The organism is Haemophilus parainfluenzae, from assembly GCF_003252795.1.
GTDB lineage: Bacteria > Pseudomonadota > Gammaproteobacteria > Enterobacterales > Pasteurellaceae > Haemophilus_D > Haemophilus_D parainfluenzae_K.
In genome coordinates this window covers 77,061-103,115 of sequence record NZ_QEPQ01000003.1, presented here as the reverse complement: position 1 = coordinate 103,115, position 26,055 = coordinate 77,061, and the positions used below count along the sequence as shown (strand labels likewise).

Below are 26,055 nucleotides of genomic sequence, written 5' to 3'. Positions count from 1 at the left end.
TCCCCAATTGCACGATTAATCAATAAAAATAAAGGCGTATTCTATCCTATCTCGCCCCAAATAGCTCAACCAACTTATCTCCAAAGAAATAAAACACCAATCCAAAGGCGACAATAATTAATCCAATGAATTTTGTGATATTCACTTCTCGAATTGGCATACCGATAAGACCAAAATGATCGATGGTTGTTGCCGTAATTAATTGCCCGACGATGATAAAAAATAACATCGCGGTAATACCTAGTTTAGGCGCAAGTAAAACCGTTGTGAACACGACAACTGCACCAAGTATCCCACCAATTAATTTCCACCAAGGTTGTGAAGGGACGGTTGATAAATTGCCCCATAAATCGGTTTTTACCCAAGCAATAAAAAAGAGAACGATCGTTCCCACTGCAAAAGAAATAAAGGTCGCGATCACTGCTTGGCCACTCATGGCTTTCGCGAGTTGTGTATTAATTGCCGATTGCGTGGCGAGTGCGACACCTGCCGCTAAGGCGATAATGAGATAAACAAAAAACATCGAAACTCCCAACAGAAAATTTGGCTTATTTTAACCTTTTCCTATTTATCTTGTCGCGAAATGCTTTCTATTCTGAAAAATAATCAAAAAATCTACCGCACTTTGCATTTCATTCATAAATACCTCAAAAGTTGTAAGTCATCTTACCTGTTTATTTGATCTCGATCACTATTTGACTATTCTTTATTTGACGGTAATCTTCAAATCCATACACTAAACTCCATTCGGAGCAATCGTTTGCGTAATGCGTATTGAAAGCAAAATAGACTGATTTTATCAACTCAATGGGAGGAATATCCATGACCCACATTATCGTTGCAACGCACGGTAAGTTTTCTGAAGAAATCGTCAACTCCGCCGCTATGGTGTATGGCGAAGATGAAAACTGCCATGTCGTGACTTTCTTACCGGGTGAAGGCGGTGAGCATTTAATCGAGAAATACAATGCGATTATTGCCACGCTGCCTGAAAATGAACCAGTGCTCTTTTTGGTCGATTTATTTGGTGGTAGCCCTTATAACGCGGCAAGCCGAGTCGCCAGTGAAAGAGATAATACCGATATCGTCACCGGCATTAATCTACCGATGTTGCTAGAAGTACTTGATGCTAAAGATGGCGCCAGCTTAGATGAATTGGTAGAAACCGCGAAAGAAGTCGGGGTCGCTGCTGTGAAATCCTTCCGTCAACCTAAAGAAAGCAAGCCTGCTCCAACGCCCGCTGCTAAGCCAGCTGAAGCACCAAAAACCGCTCCAAATCCAACCGCACTTTCTGGCAATATGAACATTTCCTTATTGCGTATTGATAGCCGTTTAATCCACGGTCAAGTGGCAACCTCTTGGGCGAAAGCGGTGAAATGTGAAGCGATTTTTGCGGTAAATGATGATGTGGCGAATGATGCGCTTCGTCGTGATTTATTACTTCAAATTGCCCCTGAACATTTGAAAGCTTATGTGATTCCAGTGGAGAAAGCCATTAAGGTGTATCACAACCCGAAATATGCAGGTAAAAACATCCTTTGGTTGGTAACCAACCCAACAGACATCCTGCGCTTAATCGAGGGTGGCGTGAAAATTGATAAGGTCAATGTGGGCGGTATGACCTATCGCGAAGGTGATAAACTTATTTCTCAAGCCGTTGCCGTCAACCCAACAGATGTAGCGGCATTTAAACAGCTTTTAGATAAAGGCGTGGAATTAAGCTTACAACAAGTGGCGAGCAGCCCGAAATCAATGCTCACACACAAAGAGCTTGATGCGATTCAATTTTAATTACGAGGACAATTCATTATGACAACAATGGAAATTATTTTAGTCACGCTCGTTGCCGCCATTTGCGGAATGGGGAGTGTATTGGACGAACGTCAAACCCATCGTCCTTTAGTTGCTTGTACCCTAATAGGCTTAGTATTAGGTGATTTAGAAACCGGTATTATTGTCGGTGGTACCCTTGAATTAGTGGCATTAGGCTGGATGAACGTGGGTGCAGCAATGGCACCAGATGCGGCATTAGCCAGTGTGATTGCGACTATCCTTGTCATCAAAGGCGGACAAGATAAAGGGAGCGCATTAGCGATTGCGATTCCGGTAGCGGCGGCAGGTCAAGTATTAACCATCTTCGTTCGTACTTTAACTATCTTCCTTCAACACAAAGCCGATGATTTTGCCGCAAAAGCGAACTTCCGAGGTATTGAATTCTGTCACTTTAGCGGCCTTGCATTACAAGCGTTACGCGTGGCAATTCCAACCTTCTTCGTTGCGTTAGTAGCAGGTACGGATACGGTAACCGAAGCATTGAACGCGATTCCAGAAGTGGTTACTCGCGGTTTACAAATCGCTGGTGGTTTTATCGTGGTCGTCGGTTATGCGATGGTCATCAATATGATGCGTGCAGGCGCATTAATGCCATTCTTCTTCCTAGGCTTCGTGATCGCCTCTTTCACCAATTACAACCTTGTCGGTCTCGGTATTTTAGGCACATGCTTAGCGATGATTTACATTCAATTGAACCCACGTTTCCATCAATCTACTGCACCACAAGCAGTTGCAAAACGTGAATTAGCTGACGATGAACTTGAAGGACTATAAGGAAGAAATTATGACTGAACAAACTAAAAAATCATTAACAAAAGGCGATATTCGTAGCACTTACTGGCGTTCAACTTTCTTGCTTGGATCCTTCAACTTTGAACGTATGCAAGCAATGGGTTTCTGTGTATCCATGATCCCAGCCATTAAACGTCTTTACAGCAAAAAAGAAGATCAAGCAGCGGCATTAAAACGCCATTTAGAATTCTTTAACACCCAACCTTGGGTCGCATCATCTATCATCGGTGTAACCGCTGCGATGGAACAAGAACGTGCGAACGGTAACGATATTGATGACTCAGCAATCAGCGGGGTGAAAGTCGGTTTAATGGGCCCATTAGCCGGTGTGGGTGACCCAATTTTCTGGGGAACATTACGTCCTGTATTGGCCGCACTTGGTGCAGGTTTAGCCATTACTGGTAGCCTTTTAGGGCCATTGCTTTTCTTCATCGGTATCAACCTTTGCCGTGCAGTAACTCGTTGGTATGGTTTCAAATACGGCTATGAAAAAGGTACCACAATCGTTAACGATATGGGTGGCGGTCGCTTACAAAAATTGACGCAGGGGGCGTCTATCCTCGGTCTCTTTGTCATGGGCTCACTGGTATCGAAATGGACAAGTATCAACATTCCATTAGAACTTTCCCGCTATAAAAACCAAATGGGCGAAGAAGTGGTGACCACTGTGCAAAGCGTGTTAAATGACCTTCTCCCAGGTCTTGCAGCGTTAGGTTTAACCTTCTTATGTATGTATTTATTACGTAAAAAAATCAACGCTATGTACATCATCTTCGCCTTATTCGGCGTGGGTATTTTAGGCTATCATTTTGGTGTGTTAGCATAATATATTATGGTATTGCCTTCTCTCTTTCTATTGAGGGAAGGCAAATTTTTTAGCATGACATATAAATCCTATGAACTGGAAAGATCTCATTAAGCCACCACCGGCTGAAGGCTATATCAAGAATTCATCCAATTTAGTGACCGCACTTTTTGTTCTCGCGGGCATTCTTTATTATCCCACTAACGGCTATGGTGCTGTCATCGCCTTAATTGCCGCATTAATTGTATTAATCGGACAAAAAGTGCTGCTTGCTCAAACCAATAAAGATTTCACTGAAATGCAGTTAGCCGAAAAGCAATTCCAAGAAACCCAAAACAGCAATTACCTCCGCTTTATTGAAGCACGCGCCACCCAAATGTTGCGCGACAACAAAGTCCTTTCTGAAAAAGGCAAAAAAGAGTTGGAGAGATTACTGTCTGTCGTTAAACGCATTTAGCATAGCAACGCCAAAATAATCATAACTTTTGGCTATATGAAATAAGCTTTTCTTCTTTTTCTTATTTAAGTTAGAAAGGTATTATCAAGCGGAAATTTATGATTTATCCCTTAGGAGTAGTTTATGTCTCAATTTAAAATTCACACCATTGAATCAGCCCCTGAAGCCGCACAAGAAGCCTTAAAAGCCGTACAAAATGCCAATGGGTTTATTCCAAATTTAATTGGTGTTCTTGCGAATGCCCCTACTGCACTTGAAACTTATCGCACGGTAGGCGGCATTAATGGTCGTAACAGCTTAACGGCAACAGAACGCGAAGTGGTGCAAATTACCGCTGCTGTAGTCAATGGCTGTGGTTTCTGTGTAGCAGGCCACACGAAGATCGCTTTAAAAGTGTTAAAACTTGAAGAAGAGCTTGTGAACCAAATTCGTGCAACTGCTCGTATTGAAAGTGATAAAAAACTCGATACTTTAGCGCGTTTCACCCTTGCCGTTATTTTGCAAAAAGCAAAATTAACTGAAGCACAGCTTAAAGCGTTCTTTGATGCAGGTTATACTCAAGAAAATGCCATTGATGTGATTTTAGGTGTCAGCCTCGCCACATTATGTAACTATGTGAATAATATCGCTGAAACCCCAATCAATCCTGAATTACAGGCATTTGCATAATCAAGCCAATAATAAAAGTGCGGTCAAAAATGACCGCACTTTTTTATTCCTTCACAAATTGTTTAATTTGATCTGAATTCAAATGTCCAGGTTGTGCTTTGATAAGATTTAAATCCTTATCCAAGAGCAAATTAAACGGATAGCCTAATACATTAGCTCGTTTAATGATTTCACCGTTTTCATCCAATAATACGGTGATATTTTTATAGTCCAAGCCTTTATACCAATTGATAAATTTTTGACTATTTTGTTCATTCTTTTGTCCAGGTGAGGCAATCGTAATCACATTAAAATCAAGGTTCTTTTCAGCACTGAGATCATCAATTTCTGCTAACCCCGCTAAACAAATTGGACACCAAGATGCCCACATTTTGATATAAAGCGGTTTGCCTTGATATTGTGATAAAGAGACGGTTTGATTATCCAACGTCTTCAAGGGGATGTCCGCCAAAGACACATTCTCTTGTGCAAAACTCAATGGACTCAAAAACAATAAAAGTGCGATCAATATTTTTTTCATTTTTTCCTCTTATTTCACAAAGGGAATCAAATCGCCATAGCCTTGTTTTTCCATTTCATCTAATGGAATAAACTTAATCGATGCGCTATTGATGCAATAACGTAAACCGCCTTTATCACGAGGGCCATCATCAAATACATGACCTAAATGGGCATGGCCACTGCGGCTTAATACCTCAATGCGAGTCATATTAAAGCTATTGTCTCTTTGATACTCCGCCACTTCAGCGGCAATCGGTTTGGTAAAACTTGGCCAGCCGCAACCTGATTCAAATTTATCTTTAGAAGAAAATAACGGTTCTCCCGTGGTGATATCCACATAAATACCCGGCGCGAAATTATCCCAATATTCGTTACTAAAAGAGCGTTCGGTATGTTTGCCTTGCGTCACATCATATTGAAGTGCGGTCAGTTTTTGCTTTAATTCTGCATCACTTGGTTTTGGGTATTTTTTATCATCAATTAATGGCTCATCGGCTTTTTTGATGTCAATATGGCAATAACCATTCGGGTTTTTCTTGAGATAATCCTGATGATACTCTTCCGCCTCCACATAATTTTTCAGCGGTTCTACTTCAATTTGAATCGGCACTTGATATTTACTTTGTAAGGTTTTTAATGCCGCTTCAATAACGGCTTTATCTTGCTCATTTTGATAATAAATGCCGGTGCGATATTGTCTGCCTCGATCATTGCCTTGCTTGTTAATACTGGTTGGATCGATAACGCGGAAATAATATTGCAGTAATTTATCTAACGAAATTTTATTTGGATCGTAAGTGACTTTCACCGTTTCCGCATGATCTGTCGCATGCAATAATTGGTAGTTAGTGGTATCACCTTTTCCATTGGCATAACCCGAAACTGCATCGGTCACGCCCTGAATGCGTTCCATATAAGCTTCTAGTCCCCAAAAACAACCACCGGCAAGATAAATAATTTGTTGTTCTTGTTTACTTTCCATTGTCATTTTTTGCTCCTTTGATGATTCTGTGTGATCAGCATACGTTAAACTACTTTGCAAACCGCCAAAAAGTGCGGTCAATATGAGAAATGTTTTTGTATATTTCATTTTCTTTCCTTATTATAGAAAAATCTTCAGCTTGCATTTCATTAGACGAAGACAAGCCCATTTTCTTACAAAATAAGGCAATTTTTTACCGCACTTTGTGCAAGGAACCTTTATGCCAAACATACATCTCCGCAATAATTATCAAAAAGCTGTTGTTTGTATGGTGTTAGCTTACATCAGCATTGCCTTAATGGGTGTATTTGTAAAATACGCCTCTGATGAATTACCGTCCAGTGAAATTTTATTTTCCCGCTTCTTTATTGGTTTTGTTTTTCTCTTGCCCTTTTTAATTAAAGATGGAGATTTCAAAGTCGATATGTCGCAATGGAAGTTTCTCATTTTGCGTAATCTAGCCGGCATTGCCAGTATGTTGCTAACCTTCTACGCCATTAAATATTTGCCGATTTCTATTGCGATTTTATTGATGAATACGTCCGCACTTTTTGTGCCTTTATTGCTGTTTTTCTTTAAAGTCAGAACGCCATTAAAAGTATTAGCTTGCAGTTTTATGGGGTTTATCGGTGTATCCATCATTATGCTGACCAACGGTTCAATGAATATCAACCCTATCCATGTAGGCTATGCGTTAGGTGCTGCAGTATTGGCGGCCATGGCATTTATCAGCTTACAAGAGCTCAATAAACACAACTCACCTAAAAATATCGTGTTTTACTTCCACTTATTAGGCTCGATTTTATTGCCACTCTTTTTTATTACTCAATGGGAAATACCAACACTACATGGATTCACATTACTGCTTTTAGTGGGCGGATTTGGTCTTATTTTCCAATTATTACTCACTCGCGCCTTTAAATACGCCCCTGCCAATGTCATCACGCCTTTTGCTTTTACTGGCGTGATTTTCTCCAGCATCTGTGACTGGTTCTTCTGGGATAACGTACCAAGCCTAAATTTCTGGATTGGTTCATTAGTCATTATTATTGCCGTCAGTTTACTTGCCAGAATGCGGGCAAAATAGAGAAATCCGACCAAATAGCTAGAATATAACTATTCTCAATAACATTGTTTGAGTGTATAATCCAAATGCTTTTTATTATTGAGGACACAACATGAAAAAATTATTCAAAACTACTTTAGCTTCCGCATTATTAATGGTATCCGCATTCGCTAGCGCCGTGACGGTTAAAGATGCGAAAGGTGAATTTACCCTTGATAAAACCCCAAGCCGTGTTGTGGTATTGGAATATTCTTTTGTGGATGCTTTAGCCCAAGTCGGTGTAAGCCCAGTAGGTGTGGCTGACGACAACAAAATCGATCGTATTTTGCCGCAAGTGCGCGAAAAAATTGCTGCATGGCAATCCGTTGGCACGCGTTCTCAACCGAGTCTTGAAGTGATTGCTTCTCTCAAACCCGATTTAATTATTGCTGATCCATCTCGCCATACTGCAGTATTTGAAGAATTGAAAAAAATTGCGCCAACGGTGATGTTTGATTCCCGTCATGAAAGCTACCAAGAAAATCTTGAAACTGCGCAGAAAATTGGTGATTTAGTCGGTAAAAGCGCTGAAATGAAAGCGAAGATCAATGAACATAATGATTACATTGCCAACATCGCAAAAAATTTAGGTGTACAAGGCAAAAAAGCCTCATTTGGTACTTCCCGAGAAGATAAATTTAATATCCAAAATGACAATGGCTATGTGGGTAGTTTCTTAACGACATTAGGTTTTGCGCCAACTAAACTCAATAGCGATCAAGCTTTCGTAGAAATCAACCTTGAACAATTAGTAATGGAAAAACCGGAATACTTGTTCATTGCCCATTATCGTGATGAAAGTATTGCGCGCAAATGGGAAGCTGAGCCACTTTGGAAAGCCATTCCTGCGGTCAAAGCGAACCATGTTTACAGTGTTGACTCCGACATGTGGGCGCGTGGTCGCGGTTTAGAAGCAAGCAAAATTATGGCAAAACAAATTGAAGATTTCGTGAAGCAAAAATAATGATGAAGTCTGCTTTCCGTTGGGGACTTCCCCTTATCATTCTGGCTTTCCTATTATGGGGAAGCCTGTTTTTGTATTATCCCATCGAAATTCGACCGCTTGCAGCGTTACAAGCGTTCCTCCCCGATGGCGATGAAATTGCCAAAATTACGGTAACCGATTTACGCCTACCGCGCGCATTAGTTGGCATGATTTTAGGTGCCAATCTTGCGGTGGCGGGGGCGTTGTTACAAACCATTACGCGCAACCCGCTTGCTTCACCTACGCTACTCAGCGTGAACTCTGGAGCTAGTCTTGCCATGGTAACCGCCAGTGCGTTTAGCCCCTTGATTCTTTCTGGTTATAGCATTGCCTTAGTGGCTAGTATCGGCGGCGGTCTGAGTTGGTTTGTGGTGATGCTGATCAGCAACGGATGGAAAGATAATAGTGGAGATCGTAGCCGAGTGATTTTAGCGGGGATTGCCGTATCACTACTTTGTGCCGCGCTCACGAAATTGGTGCTCATTATCGCGGAAGATCATGCCTTCGGTATTATGAGCTGGCTAGCTGGCGGCATTGCACATGCCCGTTGGAATGAATTATTGACGTTATTTCCGTTCTTTATTTTGACCGCACTTTTCTGCCTGCTTTTTGCCAGTCGTTTGAATTTACTCAATTTAAGTGATGAATCCGCGCGTTCGCTAGGTATCAATCTCTTCCGTTTACGTTGGTACGCTAACATCATGGCGTTATTGATTGTGGGCTCAAGCGTGAGTGTTGCTGGCCCTGTGGCCTTTATTGGCTTACTCGTGCCCCACCTTGCCCGCTATTGGATTGGTTATGACTTGCGAAAATCGCTCCCTATGGCAATGTTACTCGGCGCAATTTTAATGCTCGCTGCAGATACCATTGCCCGTGCGGTGAACTTCCCTAGCGAAGTGCCTGCTGGTGCGGTGCTTGCCTTAATCGGTGCCCCAGTCTTTGTATTATTTGCCAGAGGAAGACACTAATGCGAGCTTCTCATGTATCTTTTCGCGCTATCGGCTTTTATGTCGTCACGCTCAGTCTGATGGTACTACTCTTTGGATTGAGTATTCGACTTGGCACTTATACGCTTTCTTTTGAGGAAATTTGGGCGGCCTTTCAGCCTGACGATAAAAACTATTTTACCTTGATGGAATATCGCCTACCTCGTGCGGTATTAGCGATTTTATTAGGCGGAGCCTTAGCGATTTCCGGTGTGTTAGTGCAAAGCGTAGTACGCAATCCACTTGCCTCTCCCGATATTTTAGGGATTAACAATGCGGCAGGGTTAGTTGCTGTTTCGGTATTGATGTTCTTACCAAACTTAGCATTTTACTGGATGCCAATTTTTGCCTTTTTAGGTGGAGTGCTCTCTTTTGTCATTTTATGGATCGTGTGCGGTTTTAACTTCCGCCCTATTAAAATGGCAATCATTGGGGTCGCACTTTCCGCATTGTGGGCAGCCATTAGTCATTATCTGATGCTTACCAATCCGGTCGAGATCAATACAGCGATGTTATGGCTTACAGGAAGCCTATGGGGGCGCAGCTGGTCTTATTTGAATGTGGTATTGCCATGGTTAGTAGTGTTGCTACCCTTGCCATTTATTTTCTGTCGCGATCTCGACACCCTTGGTTTAGGTGAAAACAAAGCCTCCACCTTAGGCGTGACTGTGAATAAAGTGCAAATCAGCGTTTTAGTGCTAGCGGTCGCCCTTTCCACTACGGCCGTAGCAATTTGTGGTCCGATTGCCTTTTTAGGCTTGGTTGCGCCGCATCTTGCCCGTCGTTTAGTCGGCGGCAGACATCGCACCCTATTACCGGCGGCCTTGATTATTGGCGCCCTCTTATTACAACTTTCGGATATTTTGGCGCGGGTGATTGACCCACCAACTGAACTACCAGCGGGTATTCTGACCGCGATTATCGGTGCGCCATATTTCTTCTACTTATTGATGAGAACTAAATAATGAGCATTGAAATCAATAATTTATCTTTAGGTTATCAAGATAAACTCGTGGTTAAAAATCTGTCGCTAAAATTCCCGAAAAATAAAGTGATTGCGTTAATCGGCCCAAATGGTTGCTGTAAGTCCACCACATTAAAAGCGGTGGCTCGCCTGCTTAAACCGAAGCAAGGCTCAATCACCCATAAAGGCAAGGACATTTGGCAAAAAAGCCCTAAAGAATATGCCCAAGAATTGGCTTTTCTCCCGCAGCAACACTTGGTACCTGAAGGGATAAAAGTGCGCGAATTGATCGCTTACGGGCGTTCGCCTTACTTAAATCTATGGGGTAAACTCAGTCAAAAAGATGAAGAATTGGTCACTTGGGCGATGGCGCAAACACAAACTGCCGAACTCGCCGAACAGTTGGTTTCCGATTTATCTGGTGGTCAGCAACAACGGGTATTTTTAGCCATGACACTTGCGCAAGATGCTGAATTAGTGCTACTTGATGAGCCTACCACTTATCTGGATTTAAACCGCCAAGCAGAACTCATGGGCATGATGCGACAAATGCAACAAAACGGCAAAACCGTAATTACAGTGTTACATGACCTCAACCAAGCCTGCCGCTATTGCGATCACTTAATCGTCATGAAAAAAGGTGCCGTAATGGCACAAGGCACACCTGATGAGGTCATGACCGAAGAGTTACTTAAGGATGTGTTTGATTTGGATGTCATCATTCATCGTGATCCTATCAGTAACACACCGATGTTTATTTTGAAATAACGTTCAATCACTTCTCTAAATATAAAATAGGTGTTTTATTTTACTAGAACGCCTATTTTTTTATCCCCCCCCTCCATTTATACATAATTAATATTTTCCATCGCTTGCAAAGAGGTCGGACCTCTTTGCAAAACTTACACTTCTTTACACTGTCTGAAATAACGAAGTACTAGATAATTATTATTAATATAGTAGAACTAAAAAATGAAATCTCTAGCCCATGTCTTTAAGGCAATGCTATTAGTAGGTGTCAGTACCTCAGTAGTACAGGTTGCCTATGCCCAAAATTCCTCTATTGATACCGAACGAGAAAATATCATCATTTTCTCCCGTCAAGGAGATACCCAATTAAATCAAGCTATTCCCAAACTTGAATCCTTATTTAAGAGGACTCACGATGTAAAAGTGCGCGATGATTTAATGACACTCTATCTGAGGACGAATCAATCTGCTAAAGCACTTTCACTTTGCGAAAGCTGCGCACCAGCGCAATTTTCCCAAAATGAACTCGAAAATTTAGGCAAAGCCGCTCGAAATGAAAAACAATACGATCGTGCCGTTGCATTCTATTCCCAATTGCAAAAGCAATACCCTGATAATCCAAATGGCTGGCTTGGTGGCGCATTAGCTTTCACAGAAACCAAAAACTACAATGCGGCAAAAAATGCACTGAGTGTTTATAAAAAACGTTTTGGACAAGATAATGCCTATCTTGATGCTGAGAGTTATTTGCTTGATTTCACTGAACCCGATATGGCTAAACTTGGCCGTTGGCAACGTCAGTTAGAACAAAATCCGAAAAATATCACCTTAATGAGAGAGTTGTATCGTTTAGCATCAAAATACAACCTTCTGCCATTACAAGAGAAACTACAAAAAGCCTATCCAGATCAATTCAATCAAAAAGACATGATGTGGTTTGAGCATGGTAAGACGATTACCTCCTCAAAAAATGCGACAACGCCTGCACAGCAAGAAAAATCATTTGAAGAATTGACCGCACTTTTGGCTAAAATTAACCCTGAACATCCTTTGTATCAACAAGCATTGCAAGATCATTTTGTGATGGGTGTCCGATTGAATAAATTTTATGAAATAGAAGACGACTTCAATACATTACAGGCTCAACCTAATGTGCCCGCGTATTTAGAAGAAGCCTTTGGTGATTATTGGGCAGCAAAAGGCTCACCACACAAAGCATTAGCGATTTATCAATCAATTGAACAACAATACTCAAACAATAAACTCGCTGTGAGTGATGGTTTACTTCATAAACTCTCTCTGACCGCAAGCGATGCGGGCAAATTTGAATTGGCTCAACAATATTTAGAGCGTATGAATTCAAATGTTTATATCAATGACTATACCCGAACATCAAAAATTCTGAATCCAGGCTACGATTCTCGCTATTTTGGTTTGGCACGTTTAGCTTTATGGCGTGGTAACAGCAAATTAGCTCAGCAACTTATAGATGATCGCCTATTTAACAAAACGCCTGGTGATCCATGGGTGATGTTGCAAAAAGCGGAACTTGAGCGAAATCGCGGCAATTATGATGATGCTAAATTATGGGCGGAAAAAGCCGGTTATTTTTTGAGAAAAAATGATCAGCAAGAAGCTCGTAATAACCTGGCTGAGACTGCCTTAAGTCAAAATGATTTACCAACAGTTTCAAAAACGATTGATGCAATGAATGAAGAACAACGTCAGTCAGCGCAATCCCTTATTAAGCATTATGAACAAGTGCGTTCTGGCAAAATTGTAGGGAGCGTCGGCATACAGCATCGCACTTCACCAATAAGTTATAGCAATGAAAGTAGTCAAGATTATGCGATTTACACACCGAAAACAGCAAATGGTCACGATCTCTACGTTCATTACTTAGAAACACGCTCCCCTTATGATAAAGAAAGCCTCATTTCTCGCCGAATTGGTGTGGGAACAGAGCTCAATTTCTATCCGCTCCAATTGAAAATGGAAGGCGGGAAAGGCATTAAGCTTAATGATAAAGCCTATTTCTCTACAGAGGCAAATTATACCCTCAACCAACATTGGTCATTTAATTTAAACGCCAATATTAATGGTAGTGGCACCCCAGTTAAAGCCATTAATAAAGGTGTGTATACCAAAGATATTGGTTTCTCTACCACGTATTCCTATTCCGATATTTTCCAAGCCGGACTAGGTGGTGGCGTCATGAAATTTGATGACGGCAACTTAAGAAAAGAAGCCAATTTCTGGTTGAATCTCAATACATTCAAACATGACCGTTGGACGCTAACCAACAATTTCAGAGTCGATTACAGCAAAAACAAAACCATTGATTCTGCTGAATATTACAACCCATCAAAAGCGACAAGCTTGGAATTCGGTGCGGATTTAAGTTACTACCAACCACTTAATTATGGCTTGATCTTAAATCACCATCTGAAAGCCAGTGTGGGTGCCTATAAACAGGCAGAACTCAGTCGAGAAAAAATGTGGTCGATTAGCTACGGACACCAATGGCGAGTGGGTAAAAAATTTGGCGTGTCTTATGAAATTGGCCGTAAAAAGAATATTTACGATGGCAATGCTGAATTTAACAATTTCGGAAATTTAAATTTCTCTATTTATTATTAAATACTTAAACGGTATAACTTTATGAAATCTCTAAAACATTTTGCAAAAATCATTATTTGCACGCTTTCCCTTTTTTCGGCTTTTGCCTTTGCGCAAGATCGTTATGGCGTATTAGCTTATCACTCTGTTGTAGATGAAAGTGCGGCTGAAAATCAAAAACATTATTTTCCTCAAACGATTTCAGCCCAAACCTTAATTAAACATTTTAATTGGCTAAAAGAAAACGGATACAACGTGATCAGTTGGCAGCAAGTTATCGATGCTGAAAATGGTAAAGGCACATTACCTGATAATGCGGTATTGCTAAGCTTCGATGATGGCTATGAAACCATGTATAACGTGGTCTTTCCTCTATTAAAGGCCTATAACTACCCTGCTGTTTTTGCGCCAGTGACAGGCTGGTTAGATACGTCGGCAGATCAAAAAATCGCTTATGCCGATAAAATGCTAGATCGTTCCGTTTTTGCCACTTGGTCGCAAGTCAAAGAAATGGAACAAAGTGGGCTCGTTGAAGTAGCCTCACATACTCATAATCTTCATAACGGTATAAATGCCAACCCATCTGGTGGTCAATTACCCTCAGTGATTGCACCTGAATATAAAAACGGAAAATATGAAACGGAAGATGCCTACAAAAACAGATTGAAATCTGATTTCACTCGTTCTGTTCAAACGTTAGTCAATCATATCGGTAAGAAACCACGTGTAATGGTGTGGCCTTATGGACAATTTAATGATGTTGCTGTGCAACTTGCACGACAAGCAGGAATGTCACACTATTTCTCATTAGGTGAAAAAATCATCAATAAAGTTGACGATAAACATATTGGACGCTTATTACTTAATGCAGAAACCGATCTAAATACCGTTAAAAACTATCTTGATGGCATTGATGAAAGCAAACAAATTCAACGAGTACTGCATGTCGATTTAGATTATGTCTATGATGCGGATAAAGCTCAGCAAGCCAAAAACCTTGATAAGTTAATCGACCGCATCTATCGCTATGGTGTGACGACAGTTTATCTTCAAGCCTTCTCTGATCCCGATGGGGATGGTGTAGCGGATGCCTTGTATTTCCCAAATAAATACCTTCCTGTACGAGATGATATTTTTGGCCGAATTGCCTGGCAATTACAAACGCGCGCAGGCGTACAAGTCTACGCTTGGATGCCTGTACTCGCCTTTGATTTACGCAAAAGTGTAAAAGAGGCGGAATATGTCATTGATAGCCGCACGGGCAAACCTTCAACAAAGGCTTATTTACGCCTTTCACCTTATAACAAACAGAATGTTGAAATCATTAAATCCATTTATAACGATTTGTCATTCTATGCCAAATTTAATGGCATTTTATTCCACGATGACGCGTTCCTAACCGATTTTGAGGGCGCAGAAGGTGATCATGCTGAAGGTATAGTTAGCCCACAAGCAAAACAAAAAACACAAGATTTAATCCAATTAACCCATCAACTCACCGATGCGTTAAAACCTTATTTCTTGCGTGGTTCATATTCTCTTAAAACGGCTCGTAATCTTTATGCATCAGTGATCACAAATCCAAATGCAGAAGAATGGTTGGCACAAAACTTAAAAACGCTCACCGACAATTACGATACCATTGCCATCATGGCGATGCCATACATGGAAAATGAACAGCCTATTTCACAAAAAGAAGCCTATCAATGGTTTGCTTCTCTCATTGAAAATGTGAAAGCCCAAGCGCCATTAGATAAAGTCTTATTTGAATTCCAAGCGGTGAATTGGCGGACTCAAAAGCCAATTCCTGAATCCGAATTGATTGATTGGATGACGCTATTACAAAAAAATCATATTTATAGCTATGGCTACTATCCGGATAACTTTTTAACAAATCAACCGGATCTGAACAAAATGAAACCGTATTTTTCCGTAAATACGAATGCAGGAAAACAATAAGGATTGACTTATGAACCAACAATTCTTAGAAGCCGTGAGTATCTTCGTATTCATGTATCCTGCTGGAATGGCGATATATTGGGTGACGGCAAGTCTGTGTTATTACCTTTTTATGGAAGGAAAACTTGGGCAACCAACTTTCCAACAAATGCCAAAAGAACGTGTTCCGATGGTCAGCATTATGGTGCCTTGCTATAACGAAGGGGACAATTTAGATGAAGCCATTCCTTACTTGCTCCAACTCAGATACCCAAACTATGAACTGATCTTCATCAATGATGGCAGTAAAGATAACACGGGCGAAATTATTGAGCGTTGGGCAAAAGCTGACGAACGCATCGTGGCGCTTCACCAAGAAAACCAAGGTAAAGCCAGTGCATTAAATCATGGCTTGTTAGTTGCTAAAGGTGAATATGTAGCTTGTATTGATGGCGATGCAGTATTGGATTTCGATGCGATCGATTACATGGTGCAATCCCTCGAATTAAACCGTGCTTATGGCGCCGTTACTGGCAATCCACGCGTACGTAACCGCAGCACCATTTTAGGTCGTCTACAAGTTTCTGAATTTAGCTCTATTATCGGTTTAATCAAACGCGCTCAAAGTCTAATGGGAACCATTTTCACGGTATCCGGCGTATGTTGTTTATTCCGCAAAGATGTGATGGAAGAAATCGGTGGCTGGAGTACCAATATGATCACTGAAGATATTGATGTCAGTTGGAAAATTCAAACGGCTGGTTACAACATCATGTATGAGCCTCGTGCCTTATGTTGGGTATTAATGCCTGAACGTCTTTATGGCTTATACAAACAGCGTTTACGCTGGGCACAAGGTGGTGCTGAAACCATTCTCAAATATTTCCCTCAGGTCTGGCGTTGGAGAAACCGCCGTCTATGGCCAATGTATGCCGAATATTTTGTTACCGCAACTTGGGCAATCTTATTGGTTGTACTGGTTGCGCTTGCACTATACCGCAAGATTACCTTAGGTATAGGTATTCAAAACATGGAGCTGTTTGAAACAAATATCTCGATCATGTTTTTCTCTTTCTTCTTACAGTGTCTCTTAAGCTTATACATTGATTCACGTTATGAAAAAGGATTGATCCAATATGGAATTTCCTGCATTTGGTATCCCTATGTTTATTGGTTACTTAATACAGTAACGTTACTCATTGGGATCCCAAAAGCGATTTTTAGAAACAAGTCCAAGCTAGCTGTCTGGACAAGCCCTGACAGAGGAGTTTAAATAATGGCAACCGCCACTTTACAACAATTGATGGTTATTAATAAAGGTAGCAGCCTTCCCTTGCTGATTAAAGCCAAAAGCTTTGTACTAGATCTAGTTACCTGGGCTTTATGGGCTTATATCATCACTTTTGTCGCGAGATATGCGGAACGCATCTTCACTAAACCGATTCTGGAAAGTTTCTTTTTTGTCGATGTGGTCAGCATCATGTTTTCTGTCTCTGCGGTATTGGTCATCTTGGCTTATATTTGGTCTATTCTTACCGTAGCAAAAGAATAACTCGCAAAAAACTTAACATAAAAAAAACCGCACTTTGGTTAACAAATCAAAGTGCGGTTATTTTTAGAAATGTTTAATTAGATACGATATTCTCTAATTAAGCTTTTGGACCTGCTGCGATAAGTGCTTTACCTTCTGCGTTGGTCGCATATTTTTCAAAGTTTTTCACGAAACGTCCAGCAAGGTCTTTCGCTTTCGCTTCCCATTGTGCTTTATCGGCATAAGTATCACGAGGGTCTAAAATCGCAGGATCTACGCCAGGTAATGCTTTTGGAATCGCTAAATCAAAGATTGGTAACTCGCCCATTTCTGCTTTTTCGATAGAACCATCTAAGATCGCATCGATAATACCACGAGTATCTTTGATTGAGATACGTTTACCTGTACCGTTCCAACCAGTATTAACTAAATACGCTTCTGCACCAGCAGCTTGCATACGTTTAACTAATACTTGAGCATATTGTGTTGGGTGGAGAGTTAAGAACGCTGCACCGAAACATGCTGAGAAAGTTGGAGTTGGCTCAGTAATACCACGCTCTGTACCAGCTAATTTAGCAGTGAAACCAGATAAGAAGTAGTATTTGGTTTGCTCTGGTGTCAATTTAGACACTGGAGGTAACACACCGAATGCATCCGCAGTTAAGAAAATTACTTTCGTTGCGTGACCTGCACGAGATACTGGTTTAACAATATTATCAATGTGATAAATTGGGTAAGACACACGAGTATTTTCAGTTTTAGAACCATCATCGAAATCAACTGAACCATCTGCACGAACCACGACGTTTTCTAATAATGCATCACGACGGATTGCACGATAGATATCTGGTTCATTTTCTTCAGAAAGATGGATAGTTTTCGCGTAGCAACCACCTTCAAAGTTGAAGATACCTACATCATCCCAACCGTGCTCATCATCACCGATTAATTCACGTTTTGGATCGGTAGAAAGCGTGGTTTTACCTGTACCTGATAAACCGAAGAAGATTGCTACATCACCGTCTTTACCTACGTTAGCAGAACAGTGCATTGCACCTACACCTTTAAGTGGTAAGAAGTAGTTCATCATTGAGAACATACCTTTCTTCATTTCACCACCGTACCAAGTACCACCGATTAATTGAATACGCTCAGTTAAGTTAAATGCAACGAAGTTTTCAGAGTTCAAACCTTGTTCTTTCCAGTTCGGGTTGGTGCATTTAGAGCCATTCATGACCACAAAATCTGGTTTAAAAGTTTTTAATTGTTCTTCTGTCGGACGAATAAACATATTTTTTACAAAATGTGCTTGCCATGCCACTTCAGTCACAATACGCACTGCGATACGGTCTTGTTCACTTGCGCCACAGAAACCATCAACCACGAATAAACGTTTGCCAGAAAGTTGTTTAGTCACAAGATCTTTCAAGCTCGACCAAGTTTCTTGAGTCATTGGTTTGTTATCGTTTTTCGCCACATCAGAAGTCCACCACACAGTATCTTTTGTGGTATCATCTAAAACGATGTATTTGTCTTTCGGTGAACGACCGGTAAAGATCCCTGTATCAACAGCCACCGCACCAGTTGTGGTAAGTGTCCCTTTTTCAAAGCCTTCTAAGCCTGGTTTTGTTTCTTCTTCAAAAAGTTGTTCATAACTTGGGTTATAAACCACTTCTTTAACATCATGAATACCAACGGCTTCAAGTTCTTTAATTACGTTTTTAACATCAGTCATAGTTCACCTCTTGATTAAAGTTTAAAAATTTTTCCTATGTTTATTGTATGGGAATTGTCAAAAAAAAAATGTTAACTAGATCTCATTTTTGAACATTCATTGGAAAATTCTACCCCTTTTTAGGTGGTTTAGGAGGTTGGGATACAACAAGGTTGATTTACCCATCATATTTTCGATATAGTGAGAACTATTATCAACTCAAGACTCAATACCTATGTTCTCATTTCTGCGTTTACCCTTTTTATTTTGTCTGCTGATGTTTACGCAAAGCACGCAAGCAGAACCCGACTTTAAGATTCCACCTATTCAAGAAAACATGAAAAAAATGTATCAAATTCAACAAAAAGATTTTACCTTTGAAGACAAACATTACCGCTTGTTTATTGCGGTACCACCAAAAACATCGCAAAAACTGACCGCACTTTACACGTTAGATGGCAATGCTCAATTTCCAATGGCAGTGAATGCTGTCAATCCCAATAAACCTCTCCCGCTTATTGTCGGTATCGGTTATGTATCAGATAAAGCTTATGTCATTGAAGAACGCACGAGAGACTACACTTTCCCGGCAGAAGGTACCGAATTCGCCAAAGGAGGAAAAGCAGCCGATTTTCTACGCTTTATTCAACAAGACGTAAAGCCTTATATTGAACAGCATTTCGATATTAATAAGGAAAAACAATATTTCTTTGGCCATTCTTTTGGTGGATTATTTGGATTGTACGTACTCTTCCATCAACCGGATTTATTTCAATATTACACCTTGGCAAGCCCTTCTCTTTGGTGGGGGAATGGCTCATTTCTACCTCAAAATGAACCATGGATTAGCCCAAAACCATCACATATTCTGATTACATTAGGCTATTATGAAGAGCATCCTGAACAGGATCCAAATATGACTGAAGAACAATTACAGCGTATTAATCAACGGAAACAAATGCGAACAATCAATGCGCATCAACTGGCGGAAATATTGGAAAAACAGGGTAATTCCGTGGAATTTATTTCTATTCCCAATAAAAATCATGGTGGCTCAATTCCGGACGCTATCAAACATTGTTTAGAACAAGTTCAACAATAAAAGAGCATAAAAAAATCCCCATTATCATGAACGGGGATTTTTCTTATTGGGCTTGTTTAAGTTTATCAATCGCTTCTTTATTGAAGAAGTAATGCGTACCACAACATTCACACTGCATATCAATGCTGCCTTTATGCTCTTCTAAAATTTCCTCTATTTCAGCTTCTGGAATCAGTAATAATGCTGCCCCAGAACGCTCAGGTGAGCAACCACAGAAGAAAGAAACGGCTTGAGGTTCAAAAACTTCCACTACTTCTTCGTGGTATAAACGATAAAGCAATTCTTCTGCAGGTAATCCAAATAACTCCTCATCTTTTACGGTTGCAGCTAAGGTCGTTAAATGTTCAAAATCTTCTGGCGTACCTTGGCCATCTGGCATAATCTGTAGCAACATTCCAGCGGCAACAGCTTTACCGTCATATTCACCCGTGCGAATAATAAGTTGGGTTTGTAATTGCTCTGAACGCACAAAATAGTCTTCTAAACATTCCGTAATCGTTGGTTTATCTAAACCGATAACGCCTTGATAACGTTCACCTTCAGTTGGAGCAATCGTAATCACTAATACGCCTTTGCCAATCATATCATGTAGGCTCATGCCGTCTTGAATATCACCTTGCACACGTGCTAATGCACGGATCTGTTGCTGATCATTGCCATTAACTAAGGCTAATTTTAATGGACCATCACCTTGAATTTGAACTGTAATATTGCCATTAAATTTTAATGTGGCGGTCAACAAATTCGTTGCCACCATCATCTCACCCAGTAAGTTTTGTACTGCTTTTGGATAATGATGAGTGTTCAACGTATCAGTAAAAGTTTGGTTTAATCGTACCCATTCACCACGCACGGCACGGTTTTGGAAAAGGTAACGGTAAAGTTTGTCATTGTCTTGAGTGTAATTCATTATTTGTTCCTATTTATTCTTTGAGTAAAAAGTGCGGTCAATTTTGTGAATAAATCTTAAACGTTCAAAAAAGATGTCGTTTTGTTACCGCACTTTGTGCCTGAGCAATATTATGGGGGTGAAAATCAAAATTACAAGCCAAAAAGAAAAGCGGATAGCTCTCACTATCCGCTCGCTTTATAAGATTAAACTGATAAATTACCAGTATGCACGTAAACCGATAACAGTTTTGAAATCACGGCTACGATCAAGTTGTTTACCAGAGTCTTTATCAAAGGTATTCTCGTATTTAGTACGAGTTGCTTGCCATTCAATGAATGGTTTCACTTTTAACGAACCTTGATTATACACATAGTATTCAGTACCCACTAAGAACTGGCGATCAGTCGCTTTTGAATATGCAGAACCTACAGGTAAAGTTTTCTCAGTTTTGTAAGAATACATTGCATATACATTCCAATCTTCATTTAAACCTTGGCGAATCACTGCAGTTACTTCATTATTTTTCACTTTGTTACCTGCACCATCTTTATTTTTAGTATCTTTGTGAGCTAAGTCTAAACCATAAGTAGTGTGAACAAAGTTATACGCTAAGCCTAAAGCATAAGCATTGCTGTAGTATGCTGTTTTGTTCGCATTTTCAGAAATTTCACGAGTGAAACCTGCTGCGACAGTTACATTTTGGATACTATCAATTTCATGATTGAAGATAAGACCTGTACCCCAAGTGTTTTTACGATTATTTTTTAAATCTACGTTTTTGATGTTACGTTTGCTTGAACCGCCGTAGTACGCACCAAATTTCACTTTATTTGAACCGTAGTCACCATTATAAACATATTGTGTTACACGACGAGCTGAAGTCTCTAATAAACCATCAGTCAAGCTGTAAGTATTTGCTAAATCACTTTGTTTTACTTCATCAGTGATAGTTACCATGTTACCGTAAGTTAATTCACCGAATTGTTTGTGGCCAAAACCAGCATAAAGTTGGTGAGTATAAACATGGTCAAAATCATGTTGTGAAGGTGCTTCACCACGCATACGCCATTCAGCACGGCCTAAAGCGTAGAAATCACCACCTAAGCTTTGTTTTAATTTGAAACCAAAACGTGAACCGTTGTTATCAACTGCGTGATTGATGTGTTCTTTAGTTACATCACCATTTACATAGTTAGTTTTGTTAGAGGTGCTTTCCCATTTAACACGTAAAGAACCGTAAAAATCAACATCAGTACCAGTTTGGTCAATGTGGAAATTATAAGCTTGTGCAGAACCTGCTGCTAATGCAGCTACAGATAAAGCAAGAAGTGTTTTTTTCATAACGCTTTCCCTATTATTTAATGAAGTTTATTAAAAAATTGAACTTTTTGCAGTTTATACACTACAACTTAAATGGTCAACCCTAAATTTTGCCAACTATCAGAAAATAGGCAATATTTTGACTAAAATCAATCAAGATAAATACATATTTGATTACTTTATCACCTATTTAATTAATAAATTTAGCGTAGAAAACACTTGGTCTGAAGTAATATTTTCCATTGAATTTGCCGTTAAATAATGCTGATTTTTACCATAACAGCCAATTAAGGTCGGATCTGTTGCGCCATAAAGTGTAATATTCGGTTTATCCAGCGCAGCAGTTAAGTGGGCAAGCCCTGTATCTACCGATACCACGGCTTTCGCATTGGCAATTTGTCCAGCCAATTCATTCAATGAAAGCTTAGGCAAAACGACTACATGAGATAAACCTGCGGCTAATCGCTCTGCTCTTGCCTTTTCTTTTTCATTTCCCCAAGGTAAACGGACTTGAACAGAAAGCGTGGTCAGTTTTTCAATTAAATTTCGCCATTCTTGTTCTGGCCAATGCTTTTCATCTCTTGTCGTAGAATGAAAAAAGATCACATAAGGTTCGATAGAATCTGCAGAAATAAAATGACGAGCAATACCATAATCCCCTTTTTCTTTCGGTAATGGATAAGATAAGGCTTGCGCAAAAAGTTGACGAATACGTTCTACCGCATGTTGTTGATAGGAAATAGTGTATTTTTTATCGTAGAAAAATGAAGCAATCGGTTCACGGATACTTTTGCAATCATAGCCATGTTTAATGCCATTAGCTAAGCGTGTTACAAAAAAAGCACTCTTAAAAAGCCCTTGTGCGTCAATCACGGCATCATATTGCTTGGCTTGTAATAACGCGCGGTAAGATTTCCACTCGTTTTTGGTCTGAGTCGAAAAAGGCGATTTTCGCCAACGTCTTAAGGCAATTGGAATGATTTGCTTCACGGCAGAATGCCAATGTGGAATTTCGGCAAAATTCTCTTCTACCACCCAATCAATGGAGAGATTAGGAATAGCATGCTGCGCATCAGTCAATGCTGGCAAAGTATGGATTACATCGCCCATAGAAGACGTTTTGATCACGCATACTTTCATTTAATTAACCTTCTTCCCCAGTGCATAATACCGAGACCTGACACAGCTAAAATACCACCAATAATTAAGGATGAATCCACTTGTTCATTCAACCAAACAGCTGAGAATAAAATCCCTAAAATCGGCACAAGTATGATATAAGCTGAGGCATTACCTGCCCCTAAGTATTTCACCCCATCAAAATACCAGGCATAGGCTAATACTGTTGCTCCAAATGCGAGGCTAAGCAAACTTATCCACTCACCTTGAGATAAATTCAGTACCGTAAGCCAATCGGCTGCACTTTCCACGCATAATGCGCTCATAAATAACAATAAAAAACCAAAAATAGAAGATAAGGTGGTTGCGGTGAGTGAATCAATACCTGCGAGTACTTTTCTCGCCAGTAAGGTATAAACGACCCAACAAATTAGCGCCCCAATTAATAATATTTGCCCAAAGCCAAAGGAATCCATCATCTGTAAAAAATTCCCTTTTGTGAGAGCCAATAGCGATCCACTCATGGCAATAATCATTCCGAGTATTACCCATCGATTCCATTTTTCTTTAAATAAAAAAATTGCCAAAAACGTCGTGAAAACTGGGTTTGTTGCTACAATCACGGCAGCTTGCCCTGCCGGAAGATATTTCAGTCCCCAGATAAAAAACGTGGAATAGGCAAAAACACCGAAAAAGGCAGTCACAAACAAACCTATCCATTGGTTTGCTCTTAGTTGTTTCGCATATTTAAAGCGATTTGCCGCATATAACCAAATCATGAGCGGAATAATCGCAAAGAAAAATCGTAAACTTGAGGCAACAAATGTCGGCATAGCTTGGGCAACCACTCGCCCCCAAGGCCAAGATGCGCCCCATAAAATAGCCATTCCGATTAATTGTAAGTGTATGCGAAGAGGGTTCATTTTGCTAATAATGTCTCTAATTTTTCTAATGCCATTTCTGGTGTAATATCAATCAAACTTTGATGATACCCTTCCGAGCTATCTGTGCTTTTACGCACTTTAATTAAATCGCCTTCAATTAAACGAATAATCACCGCTTTATCAGATAATGGTGGCGTATAAGTTGGGCTCGTTGGGCCGTAAAGCGCGACCAATGGACGATCTGTTGCAGCGGCAATATGCATTAAGCCGCTATCATTGCTCACCACTGCTGTGCAGTTAGCGATTAGATCCACAGCTTGATTAAGATTCGTTTGCCCTGCCAAATTCAAACAAAACGGTTGTAGCTCGGCTGGCAACGCATTGCGGATTTGCTCTCCTGCCTCCACATCTTTTGGTGAACCAAATAATTCTACCGCATAGCCTTTTTCAATTAGCATTTCAGCCAATTTAGCATAATGATAATGCGGCCAACGTTTAGCTGGACCAAATTCTGCACCTGGGCAGAAACCGATAATCGGACGTTCGCCTAAAAGTGCGGTCTGTTTTTCAAAGTTTTTTAAGGTTTCTGTTTGTTGCGTTGGATCAACGGCTAAATAAGGTTTTAGAACAGAAATATCTGCCGCTTTCGGTACTGCATTTTGCTCAAAAGCTAACGCCACATAACGTTGCACCATCATTGGGTAATCACGTTTGTTATTGCGTAAATCATTAAGTAAGAAATAACGGCTTTCCCCTTTCCAACCACGACGCACAGCAATTTTTGCAAAAGCAGGAATAAAAGCTGACTTCAAGGAATTTGGTAACACAATCGCCATATCATATTGATTGCGCAAAGCCTTACCTAAACGATAACGTTCACACAAGGCAAACTTGCCGTGTCCAAGCGGCATTTCAATGGCATGGCGCACTTCTGGCATACGGGCTAAAAGCGGTTTACACCAATTCGGTGCCATCACATCAATTTGGCAATTGGGATATTGCAGTTTGAGTTGTTGATACAAACTGTGCGACATCATCATATCGCCGACCCAAGACGGGCCGATAATTAAAATATTCATGCTTGACCTTATAACAAAAGTGCGGCTAAAAATAAGACTAATTTTAACCGCACTTTATTCATTTTCTAGTATTGAACGACATTATTTGTTCAATATTTTTATTTATTTAACCACGCCATGTACTCAGCCACACCTTCCGCTACGGTTTTAAATGGTTTGTCATAGCCAGTTGCGCGAAGTTTCGTTAAATCCGCTTGCGTATATTCTTGATAGCGAGATTTCAAATGCTCTGGGAATGGAATGGTTTCCACTACGCCTTTTCCGTGGAATTTAATCACCGCTTTTGCCACTTCCGCAAAAGATTCTGCATTGCCGGTACCACAGTTGAAGATACCTGAAATGCCATTTTGCCAGCACCAAATGTTGACTTGTGCCACATCGCCTACATAAACGAAATCACGGCGGAAGTGTTCACTACCTGCAAATAATTTTGGATTTTCGCCTTTCAGGATTTGGTTATTTAAGTGGAATGCCACGCTTGCCATTGAACCTTTGTGGCCTTCACGCGGACCATACACGTTAAAATAACGGAAACCACATACTGGTGATTTTGCTTCAGGTAAAATCGCTCGCACATATTGGTCGAATAAGAATTTAGAATAACCGTACACATTCAATGGGCCTTCAAATTCACGCTCTTCACGGAATTCAGTTTTGTCGCCATAAGTCGCCGCACTTGATGCATACAAGAACGGAATTTGACGATCTAAGCAGTAATGCAATAACTCTTTTGAATATTCGTAGTTATTATGCATGATGTATTTACCGTCCCATTCAGTAGTCGCCGAGCAAGCGCCTTCATGGAATACCGCATCGATCTCACCTAAATCATCACCTGCAATAATTGACGCAATGAAGTCTTCTTTATCGCAGTAATCTGCGATATCAAGATCCACTAAGTTAATGAATTTAGTCCCGTCTTTTAAGTTATCCACCACTAAAATATCTTTGCGTCCCATATCGTTTAATGCTTTAACGATATTACTGCCGATAAAGCCGGCGCCACCTGTTACGATAATCATAATTCT

Annotated in this window: 25 protein-coding genes; 15 read left to right on the top strand and 10 right to left on the bottom strand. The window is 40.3% G+C overall.

Annotation, left to right across the window (positions count from 1 at the left end; genetic code table 11):
• Positions 1 to 46 precede the first annotated feature (46 nt).
• The gene (locus tag DPV81_RS05425) at positions 47 to 523 is read right to left on the bottom strand and encodes a DMT family transporter (RefSeq protein WP_111387130.1); all 477 of its coding nucleotides are present in this window, start codon (positions 521 to 523) and stop codon (positions 47 to 49) included.
• Between the two features lie 299 nt (positions 524 to 822).
• Here DPV81_RS05425 and DPV81_RS05420 point away from each other — a divergent pair, with 299 nt between their 5' ends.
• From DPV81_RS05420 to DPV81_RS05400, 5 genes are all read left to right on the top strand, one after another.
• Positions 823 to 1,791 carry a mannose/fructose/sorbose PTS transporter subunit IIB gene (locus DPV81_RS05420; RefSeq protein ID WP_111387128.1) on the top strand — a complete coding sequence of 323 codons (969 nt, stop codon included), beginning with the start codon at positions 823 to 825 and terminating at the stop codon, positions 1,789 to 1,791.
• Positions 1,792 to 1,809: 18 nt separating this feature from the next.
• A complete protein-coding gene (locus DPV81_RS05415; protein ID WP_005695178.1) occupies positions 1,810 to 2,607 on the top strand; it encodes a PTS mannose/fructose/sorbose transporter subunit IIC in 798 nt (265 codons plus the stop codon).
• 10 nt (positions 2,608 to 2,617) lie between these two features.
• Complete coding sequence (locus DPV81_RS05410; RefSeq protein WP_049364739.1) at positions 2,618 to 3,451, top strand: PTS mannose transporter subunit IID; 834 nt, start codon at positions 2,618 to 2,620, stop codon at positions 3,449 to 3,451.
• A 70-nt stretch (positions 3,452 to 3,521) separates the two neighbouring features.
• Positions 3,522 to 3,887 carry a hypothetical protein gene (locus DPV81_RS05405; protein WP_111387126.1) on the top strand — a complete coding sequence of 122 codons (366 nt, stop codon included), beginning with the start codon at positions 3,522 to 3,524 and terminating at the stop codon, positions 3,885 to 3,887.
• 123 nt (positions 3,888 to 4,010) lie between these two features.
• Entirely contained in the window at positions 4,011 to 4,556 is a 546-nt protein-coding gene (locus tag DPV81_RS05400; RefSeq protein WP_005695174.1) for a carboxymuconolactone decarboxylase family protein, read from the top strand.
• Between the two features lie 43 nt (positions 4,557 to 4,599).
• Here DPV81_RS05400 and DPV81_RS05395 read toward each other — a convergent pair whose 3' ends face one another.
• Both DPV81_RS05395 and msrAB read right to left on the bottom strand, forming a co-directional pair.
• Positions 4,600 to 5,076 carry a redoxin family protein gene (locus DPV81_RS05395; RefSeq protein ID WP_111387124.1) on the bottom strand — a complete coding sequence of 159 codons (477 nt, stop codon included), beginning with the start codon at positions 5,074 to 5,076 and terminating at the stop codon, positions 4,600 to 4,602.
• A 9-nt stretch (positions 5,077 to 5,085) separates the two neighbouring features.
• Positions 5,086 to 6,147, bottom strand: coding sequence for a bifunctional peptide-methionine (S)-S-oxide reductase MsrA/peptide-methionine (R)-S-oxide reductase MsrB (gene msrAB / locus DPV81_RS05390; RefSeq protein WP_070592645.1), 1,062 nt, complete (start codon positions 6,145 to 6,147; stop codon positions 5,086 to 5,088).
• Positions 6,148 to 6,259: 112 nt separating this feature from the next.
• On the opposite strand from msrAB, the gene DPV81_RS05385 reads away from it, so the two are divergent.
• From DPV81_RS05385 to DPV81_RS05345, 9 genes are all read left to right on the top strand, one after another.
• Positions 6,260 to 7,126: a DMT family transporter gene (locus tag DPV81_RS05385; RefSeq protein WP_070592649.1), complete on the top strand. Its 867-nt coding sequence runs from the start codon at positions 6,260 to 6,262 to the stop codon at positions 7,124 to 7,126.
• A gap of 91 nt (positions 7,127 to 7,217) precedes the next feature.
• Positions 7,218 to 8,108, top strand: coding sequence for a Fe(3+) dicitrate ABC transporter substrate-binding protein (locus tag DPV81_RS05380; RefSeq protein WP_070592650.1), 891 nt, complete (start codon positions 7,218 to 7,220; stop codon positions 8,106 to 8,108).
• Positions 8,108 to 9,097 carry an iron-dicitrate ABC transporter permease FecC gene (gene fecC / locus DPV81_RS05375; protein ID WP_111387122.1) on the top strand — a complete coding sequence of 330 codons (990 nt, stop codon included), beginning with the start codon at positions 8,108 to 8,110 and terminating at the stop codon, positions 9,095 to 9,097. Before DPV81_RS05380 ends, fecC begins: the two co-directional genes overlap by 1 nt.
• Positions 9,097 to 10,080: a Fe(3+) dicitrate ABC transporter permease subunit FecD gene (gene fecD, locus DPV81_RS05370; protein WP_005695168.1), complete on the top strand. Its 984-nt coding sequence runs from the start codon at positions 9,097 to 9,099 to the stop codon at positions 10,078 to 10,080. Before fecC ends, fecD begins: the two co-directional genes overlap by 1 nt.
• Positions 10,080 to 10,847, top strand: coding sequence for a Fe(3+) dicitrate ABC transporter ATP-binding protein FecE (fecE, locus tag DPV81_RS05365; protein ID WP_111387120.1), 768 nt, complete (start codon positions 10,080 to 10,082; stop codon positions 10,845 to 10,847). Before fecD ends, fecE begins: the two co-directional genes overlap by 1 nt.
• A gap of 204 nt (positions 10,848 to 11,051) precedes the next feature.
• Positions 11,052 to 13,469, top strand: coding sequence for a poly-beta-1,6 N-acetyl-D-glucosamine export porin PgaA (gene pgaA, locus DPV81_RS05360; protein WP_111387118.1), 2,418 nt, complete (start codon positions 11,052 to 11,054; stop codon positions 13,467 to 13,469).
• Positions 13,470 to 13,490: 21 nt separating this feature from the next.
• Positions 13,491 to 15,407, top strand: a complete 1,917-nt coding sequence (gene pgaB, locus DPV81_RS05355; RefSeq protein WP_111387116.1) for a poly-beta-1,6-N-acetyl-D-glucosamine N-deacetylase PgaB — start codon at positions 13,491 to 13,493, stop codon at positions 15,405 to 15,407.
• Between the two features lie 10 nt (positions 15,408 to 15,417).
• Positions 15,418 to 16,659, top strand: a complete 1,242-nt coding sequence (pgaC, locus tag DPV81_RS05350) for a poly-beta-1,6-N-acetyl-D-glucosamine synthase (RefSeq protein WP_070867704.1) — start codon at positions 15,418 to 15,420, stop codon at positions 16,657 to 16,659.
• A 3-nt stretch (positions 16,660 to 16,662) separates the two neighbouring features.
• Positions 16,663 to 16,938, top strand: coding sequence for an HmsD (locus DPV81_RS05345; protein ID WP_065420546.1), 276 nt, complete (start codon positions 16,663 to 16,665; stop codon positions 16,936 to 16,938).
• Between the two features lie 97 nt (positions 16,939 to 17,035).
• Here the strand turns inward: DPV81_RS05345 and pckA are convergent, their stop codons facing one another.
• Positions 17,036 to 18,652, bottom strand: coding sequence for a phosphoenolpyruvate carboxykinase (ATP) (pckA, locus tag DPV81_RS05340; protein WP_070867705.1), 1,617 nt, complete (start codon positions 18,650 to 18,652; stop codon positions 17,036 to 17,038).
• 256 nt (positions 18,653 to 18,908) lie between these two features.
• Here pckA and DPV81_RS05335 point away from each other — a divergent pair, with 256 nt between their 5' ends.
• A complete protein-coding gene (locus tag DPV81_RS05335) occupies positions 18,909 to 19,733 on the top strand; it encodes an alpha/beta hydrolase (protein WP_083327134.1) in 825 nt (274 codons plus the stop codon).
• 43 nt (positions 19,734 to 19,776) lie between these two features.
• On the opposite strand, the gene hslO is transcribed toward DPV81_RS05335, so the two are convergent.
• The 6 genes from hslO to rfaD form a co-directional block, all read right to left on the bottom strand.
• A complete protein-coding gene (gene hslO, locus DPV81_RS05330; protein ID WP_070867707.1) occupies positions 19,777 to 20,643 on the bottom strand; it encodes an Hsp33 family molecular chaperone HslO in 867 nt (288 codons plus the stop codon).
• Between the two features lie 198 nt (positions 20,644 to 20,841).
• A complete protein-coding gene (locus DPV81_RS05325) occupies positions 20,842 to 21,966 on the bottom strand; it encodes a porin (protein WP_070867708.1) in 1,125 nt (374 codons plus the stop codon).
• 165 nt (positions 21,967 to 22,131) lie between these two features.
• Positions 22,132 to 23,085, bottom strand: coding sequence for a lipopolysaccharide heptosyltransferase RfaC (gene rfaC / locus DPV81_RS05320; RefSeq protein WP_070867709.1), 954 nt, complete (start codon positions 23,083 to 23,085; stop codon positions 22,132 to 22,134).
• The gene (locus DPV81_RS05315; RefSeq protein ID WP_111387114.1) at positions 23,082 to 23,987 is read right to left on the bottom strand and encodes a DMT family transporter; all 906 of its coding nucleotides are present in this window, start codon (positions 23,985 to 23,987) and stop codon (positions 23,082 to 23,084) included. Before DPV81_RS05315 ends, rfaC begins: the two co-directional genes overlap by 4 nt.
• Positions 23,984 to 25,027, bottom strand: a complete 1,044-nt coding sequence (gene waaF / locus DPV81_RS05310) for a lipopolysaccharide heptosyltransferase II (RefSeq protein WP_070867711.1) — start codon at positions 25,025 to 25,027, stop codon at positions 23,984 to 23,986. The genes DPV81_RS05315 and waaF overlap by 4 nt, the downstream gene beginning before the upstream one ends.
• 98 nt (positions 25,028 to 25,125) lie before the next feature.
• On the bottom strand, positions 25,126 to 26,049 hold the full coding sequence (gene rfaD / locus DPV81_RS05305) for an ADP-glyceromanno-heptose 6-epimerase (protein ID WP_070867712.1): 924 nt from the start codon (positions 26,047 to 26,049) through the stop codon (positions 25,126 to 25,128).
• Positions 26,050 to 26,055 lie beyond the last annotated feature (6 nt).

What these genes read in the sequence shown, in the direction of transcription:
- pckA (WP_070867705.1), bottom strand. Translation starts at nt 18,652, where the DNA reads ATGACTGATGTTAAAAACGTAATTAAAGAACTTGAAGCCGTTGGTATT.
- pgaC (WP_070867704.1), top strand. Translation starts at nt 15,418, where the DNA reads ATGAACCAACAATTCTTAGAAGCCGTGAGTATCTTCGTATTCATGTAT.
- DPV81_RS05425 (WP_111387130.1), bottom strand. Translation starts at nt 523, where the DNA reads ATGTTTTTTGTTTATCTCATTATCGCCTTAGCGGCAGGTGTCGCACTC.
- fecC (WP_111387122.1), top strand. Translation starts at nt 8,108, where the DNA reads ATGATGAAGTCTGCTTTCCGTTGGGGACTTCCCCTTATCATTCTGGCT.
- DPV81_RS05380 (WP_070592650.1), top strand. Translation starts at nt 7,218, where the DNA reads ATGAAAAAATTATTCAAAACTACTTTAGCTTCCGCATTATTAATGGTA.
- DPV81_RS05345 (WP_065420546.1), top strand. Translation starts at nt 16,663, where the DNA reads ATGGCAACCGCCACTTTACAACAATTGATGGTTATTAATAAAGGTAGC.
- fecD (WP_005695168.1), top strand. Translation starts at nt 9,097, where the DNA reads ATGCGAGCTTCTCATGTATCTTTTCGCGCTATCGGCTTTTATGTCGTC.
- DPV81_RS05400 (WP_005695174.1), top strand. Translation starts at nt 4,011, where the DNA reads ATGTCTCAATTTAAAATTCACACCATTGAATCAGCCCCTGAAGCCGCA.
- hslO (WP_070867707.1), bottom strand. Translation starts at nt 20,643, where the DNA reads ATGAATTACACTCAAGACAATGACAAACTTTACCGTTACCTTTTCCAA.
- fecE (WP_111387120.1), top strand. Translation starts at nt 10,080, where the DNA reads ATGAGCATTGAAATCAATAATTTATCTTTAGGTTATCAAGATAAACTC.
- DPV81_RS05415 (WP_005695178.1), top strand. Translation starts at nt 1,810, where the DNA reads ATGACAACAATGGAAATTATTTTAGTCACGCTCGTTGCCGCCATTTGC.
- DPV81_RS05335 (WP_083327134.1), top strand. Translation starts at nt 18,909, where the DNA reads ATGTTTACGCAAAGCACGCAAGCAGAACCCGACTTTAAGATTCCACCT.
- pgaA (WP_111387118.1), top strand. Translation starts at nt 11,052, where the DNA reads ATGAAATCTCTAGCCCATGTCTTTAAGGCAATGCTATTAGTAGGTGTC.
- DPV81_RS05315 (WP_111387114.1), bottom strand. Translation starts at nt 23,987, where the DNA reads ATGAACCCTCTTCGCATACACTTACAATTAATCGGAATGGCTATTTTA.
- rfaD (WP_070867712.1), bottom strand. Translation starts at nt 26,049, where the DNA reads ATGATTATCGTAACAGGTGGCGCCGGCTTTATCGGCAGTAATATCGTT.
- DPV81_RS05325 (WP_070867708.1), bottom strand. Translation starts at nt 21,966, where the DNA reads ATGAAAAAAACACTTCTTGCTTTATCTGTAGCTGCATTAGCAGCAGGT.
- msrAB (WP_070592645.1), bottom strand. Translation starts at nt 6,147, where the DNA reads ATGAAATATACAAAAACATTTCTCATATTGACCGCACTTTTTGGCGGT.
- DPV81_RS05405 (WP_111387126.1), top strand. Translation starts at nt 3,522, where the DNA reads ATGAACTGGAAAGATCTCATTAAGCCACCACCGGCTGAAGGCTATATC.
- DPV81_RS05420 (WP_111387128.1), top strand. Translation starts at nt 823, where the DNA reads ATGACCCACATTATCGTTGCAACGCACGGTAAGTTTTCTGAAGAAATC.
- pgaB (WP_111387116.1), top strand. Translation starts at nt 13,491, where the DNA reads ATGAAATCTCTAAAACATTTTGCAAAAATCATTATTTGCACGCTTTCC.
- DPV81_RS05385 (WP_070592649.1), top strand. Translation starts at nt 6,260, where the DNA reads ATGCCAAACATACATCTCCGCAATAATTATCAAAAAGCTGTTGTTTGT.
- rfaC (WP_070867709.1), bottom strand. Translation starts at nt 23,085, where the DNA reads ATGAAAGTATGCGTGATCAAAACGTCTTCTATGGGCGATGTAATCCAT.
- DPV81_RS05395 (WP_111387124.1), bottom strand. Translation starts at nt 5,076, where the DNA reads ATGAAAAAAATATTGATCGCACTTTTATTGTTTTTGAGTCCATTGAGT.
- waaF (WP_070867711.1), bottom strand. Translation starts at nt 25,027, where the DNA reads ATGAATATTTTAATTATCGGCCCGTCTTGGGTCGGCGATATGATGATG.
- DPV81_RS05410 (WP_049364739.1), top strand. Translation starts at nt 2,618, where the DNA reads ATGACTGAACAAACTAAAAAATCATTAACAAAAGGCGATATTCGTAGC.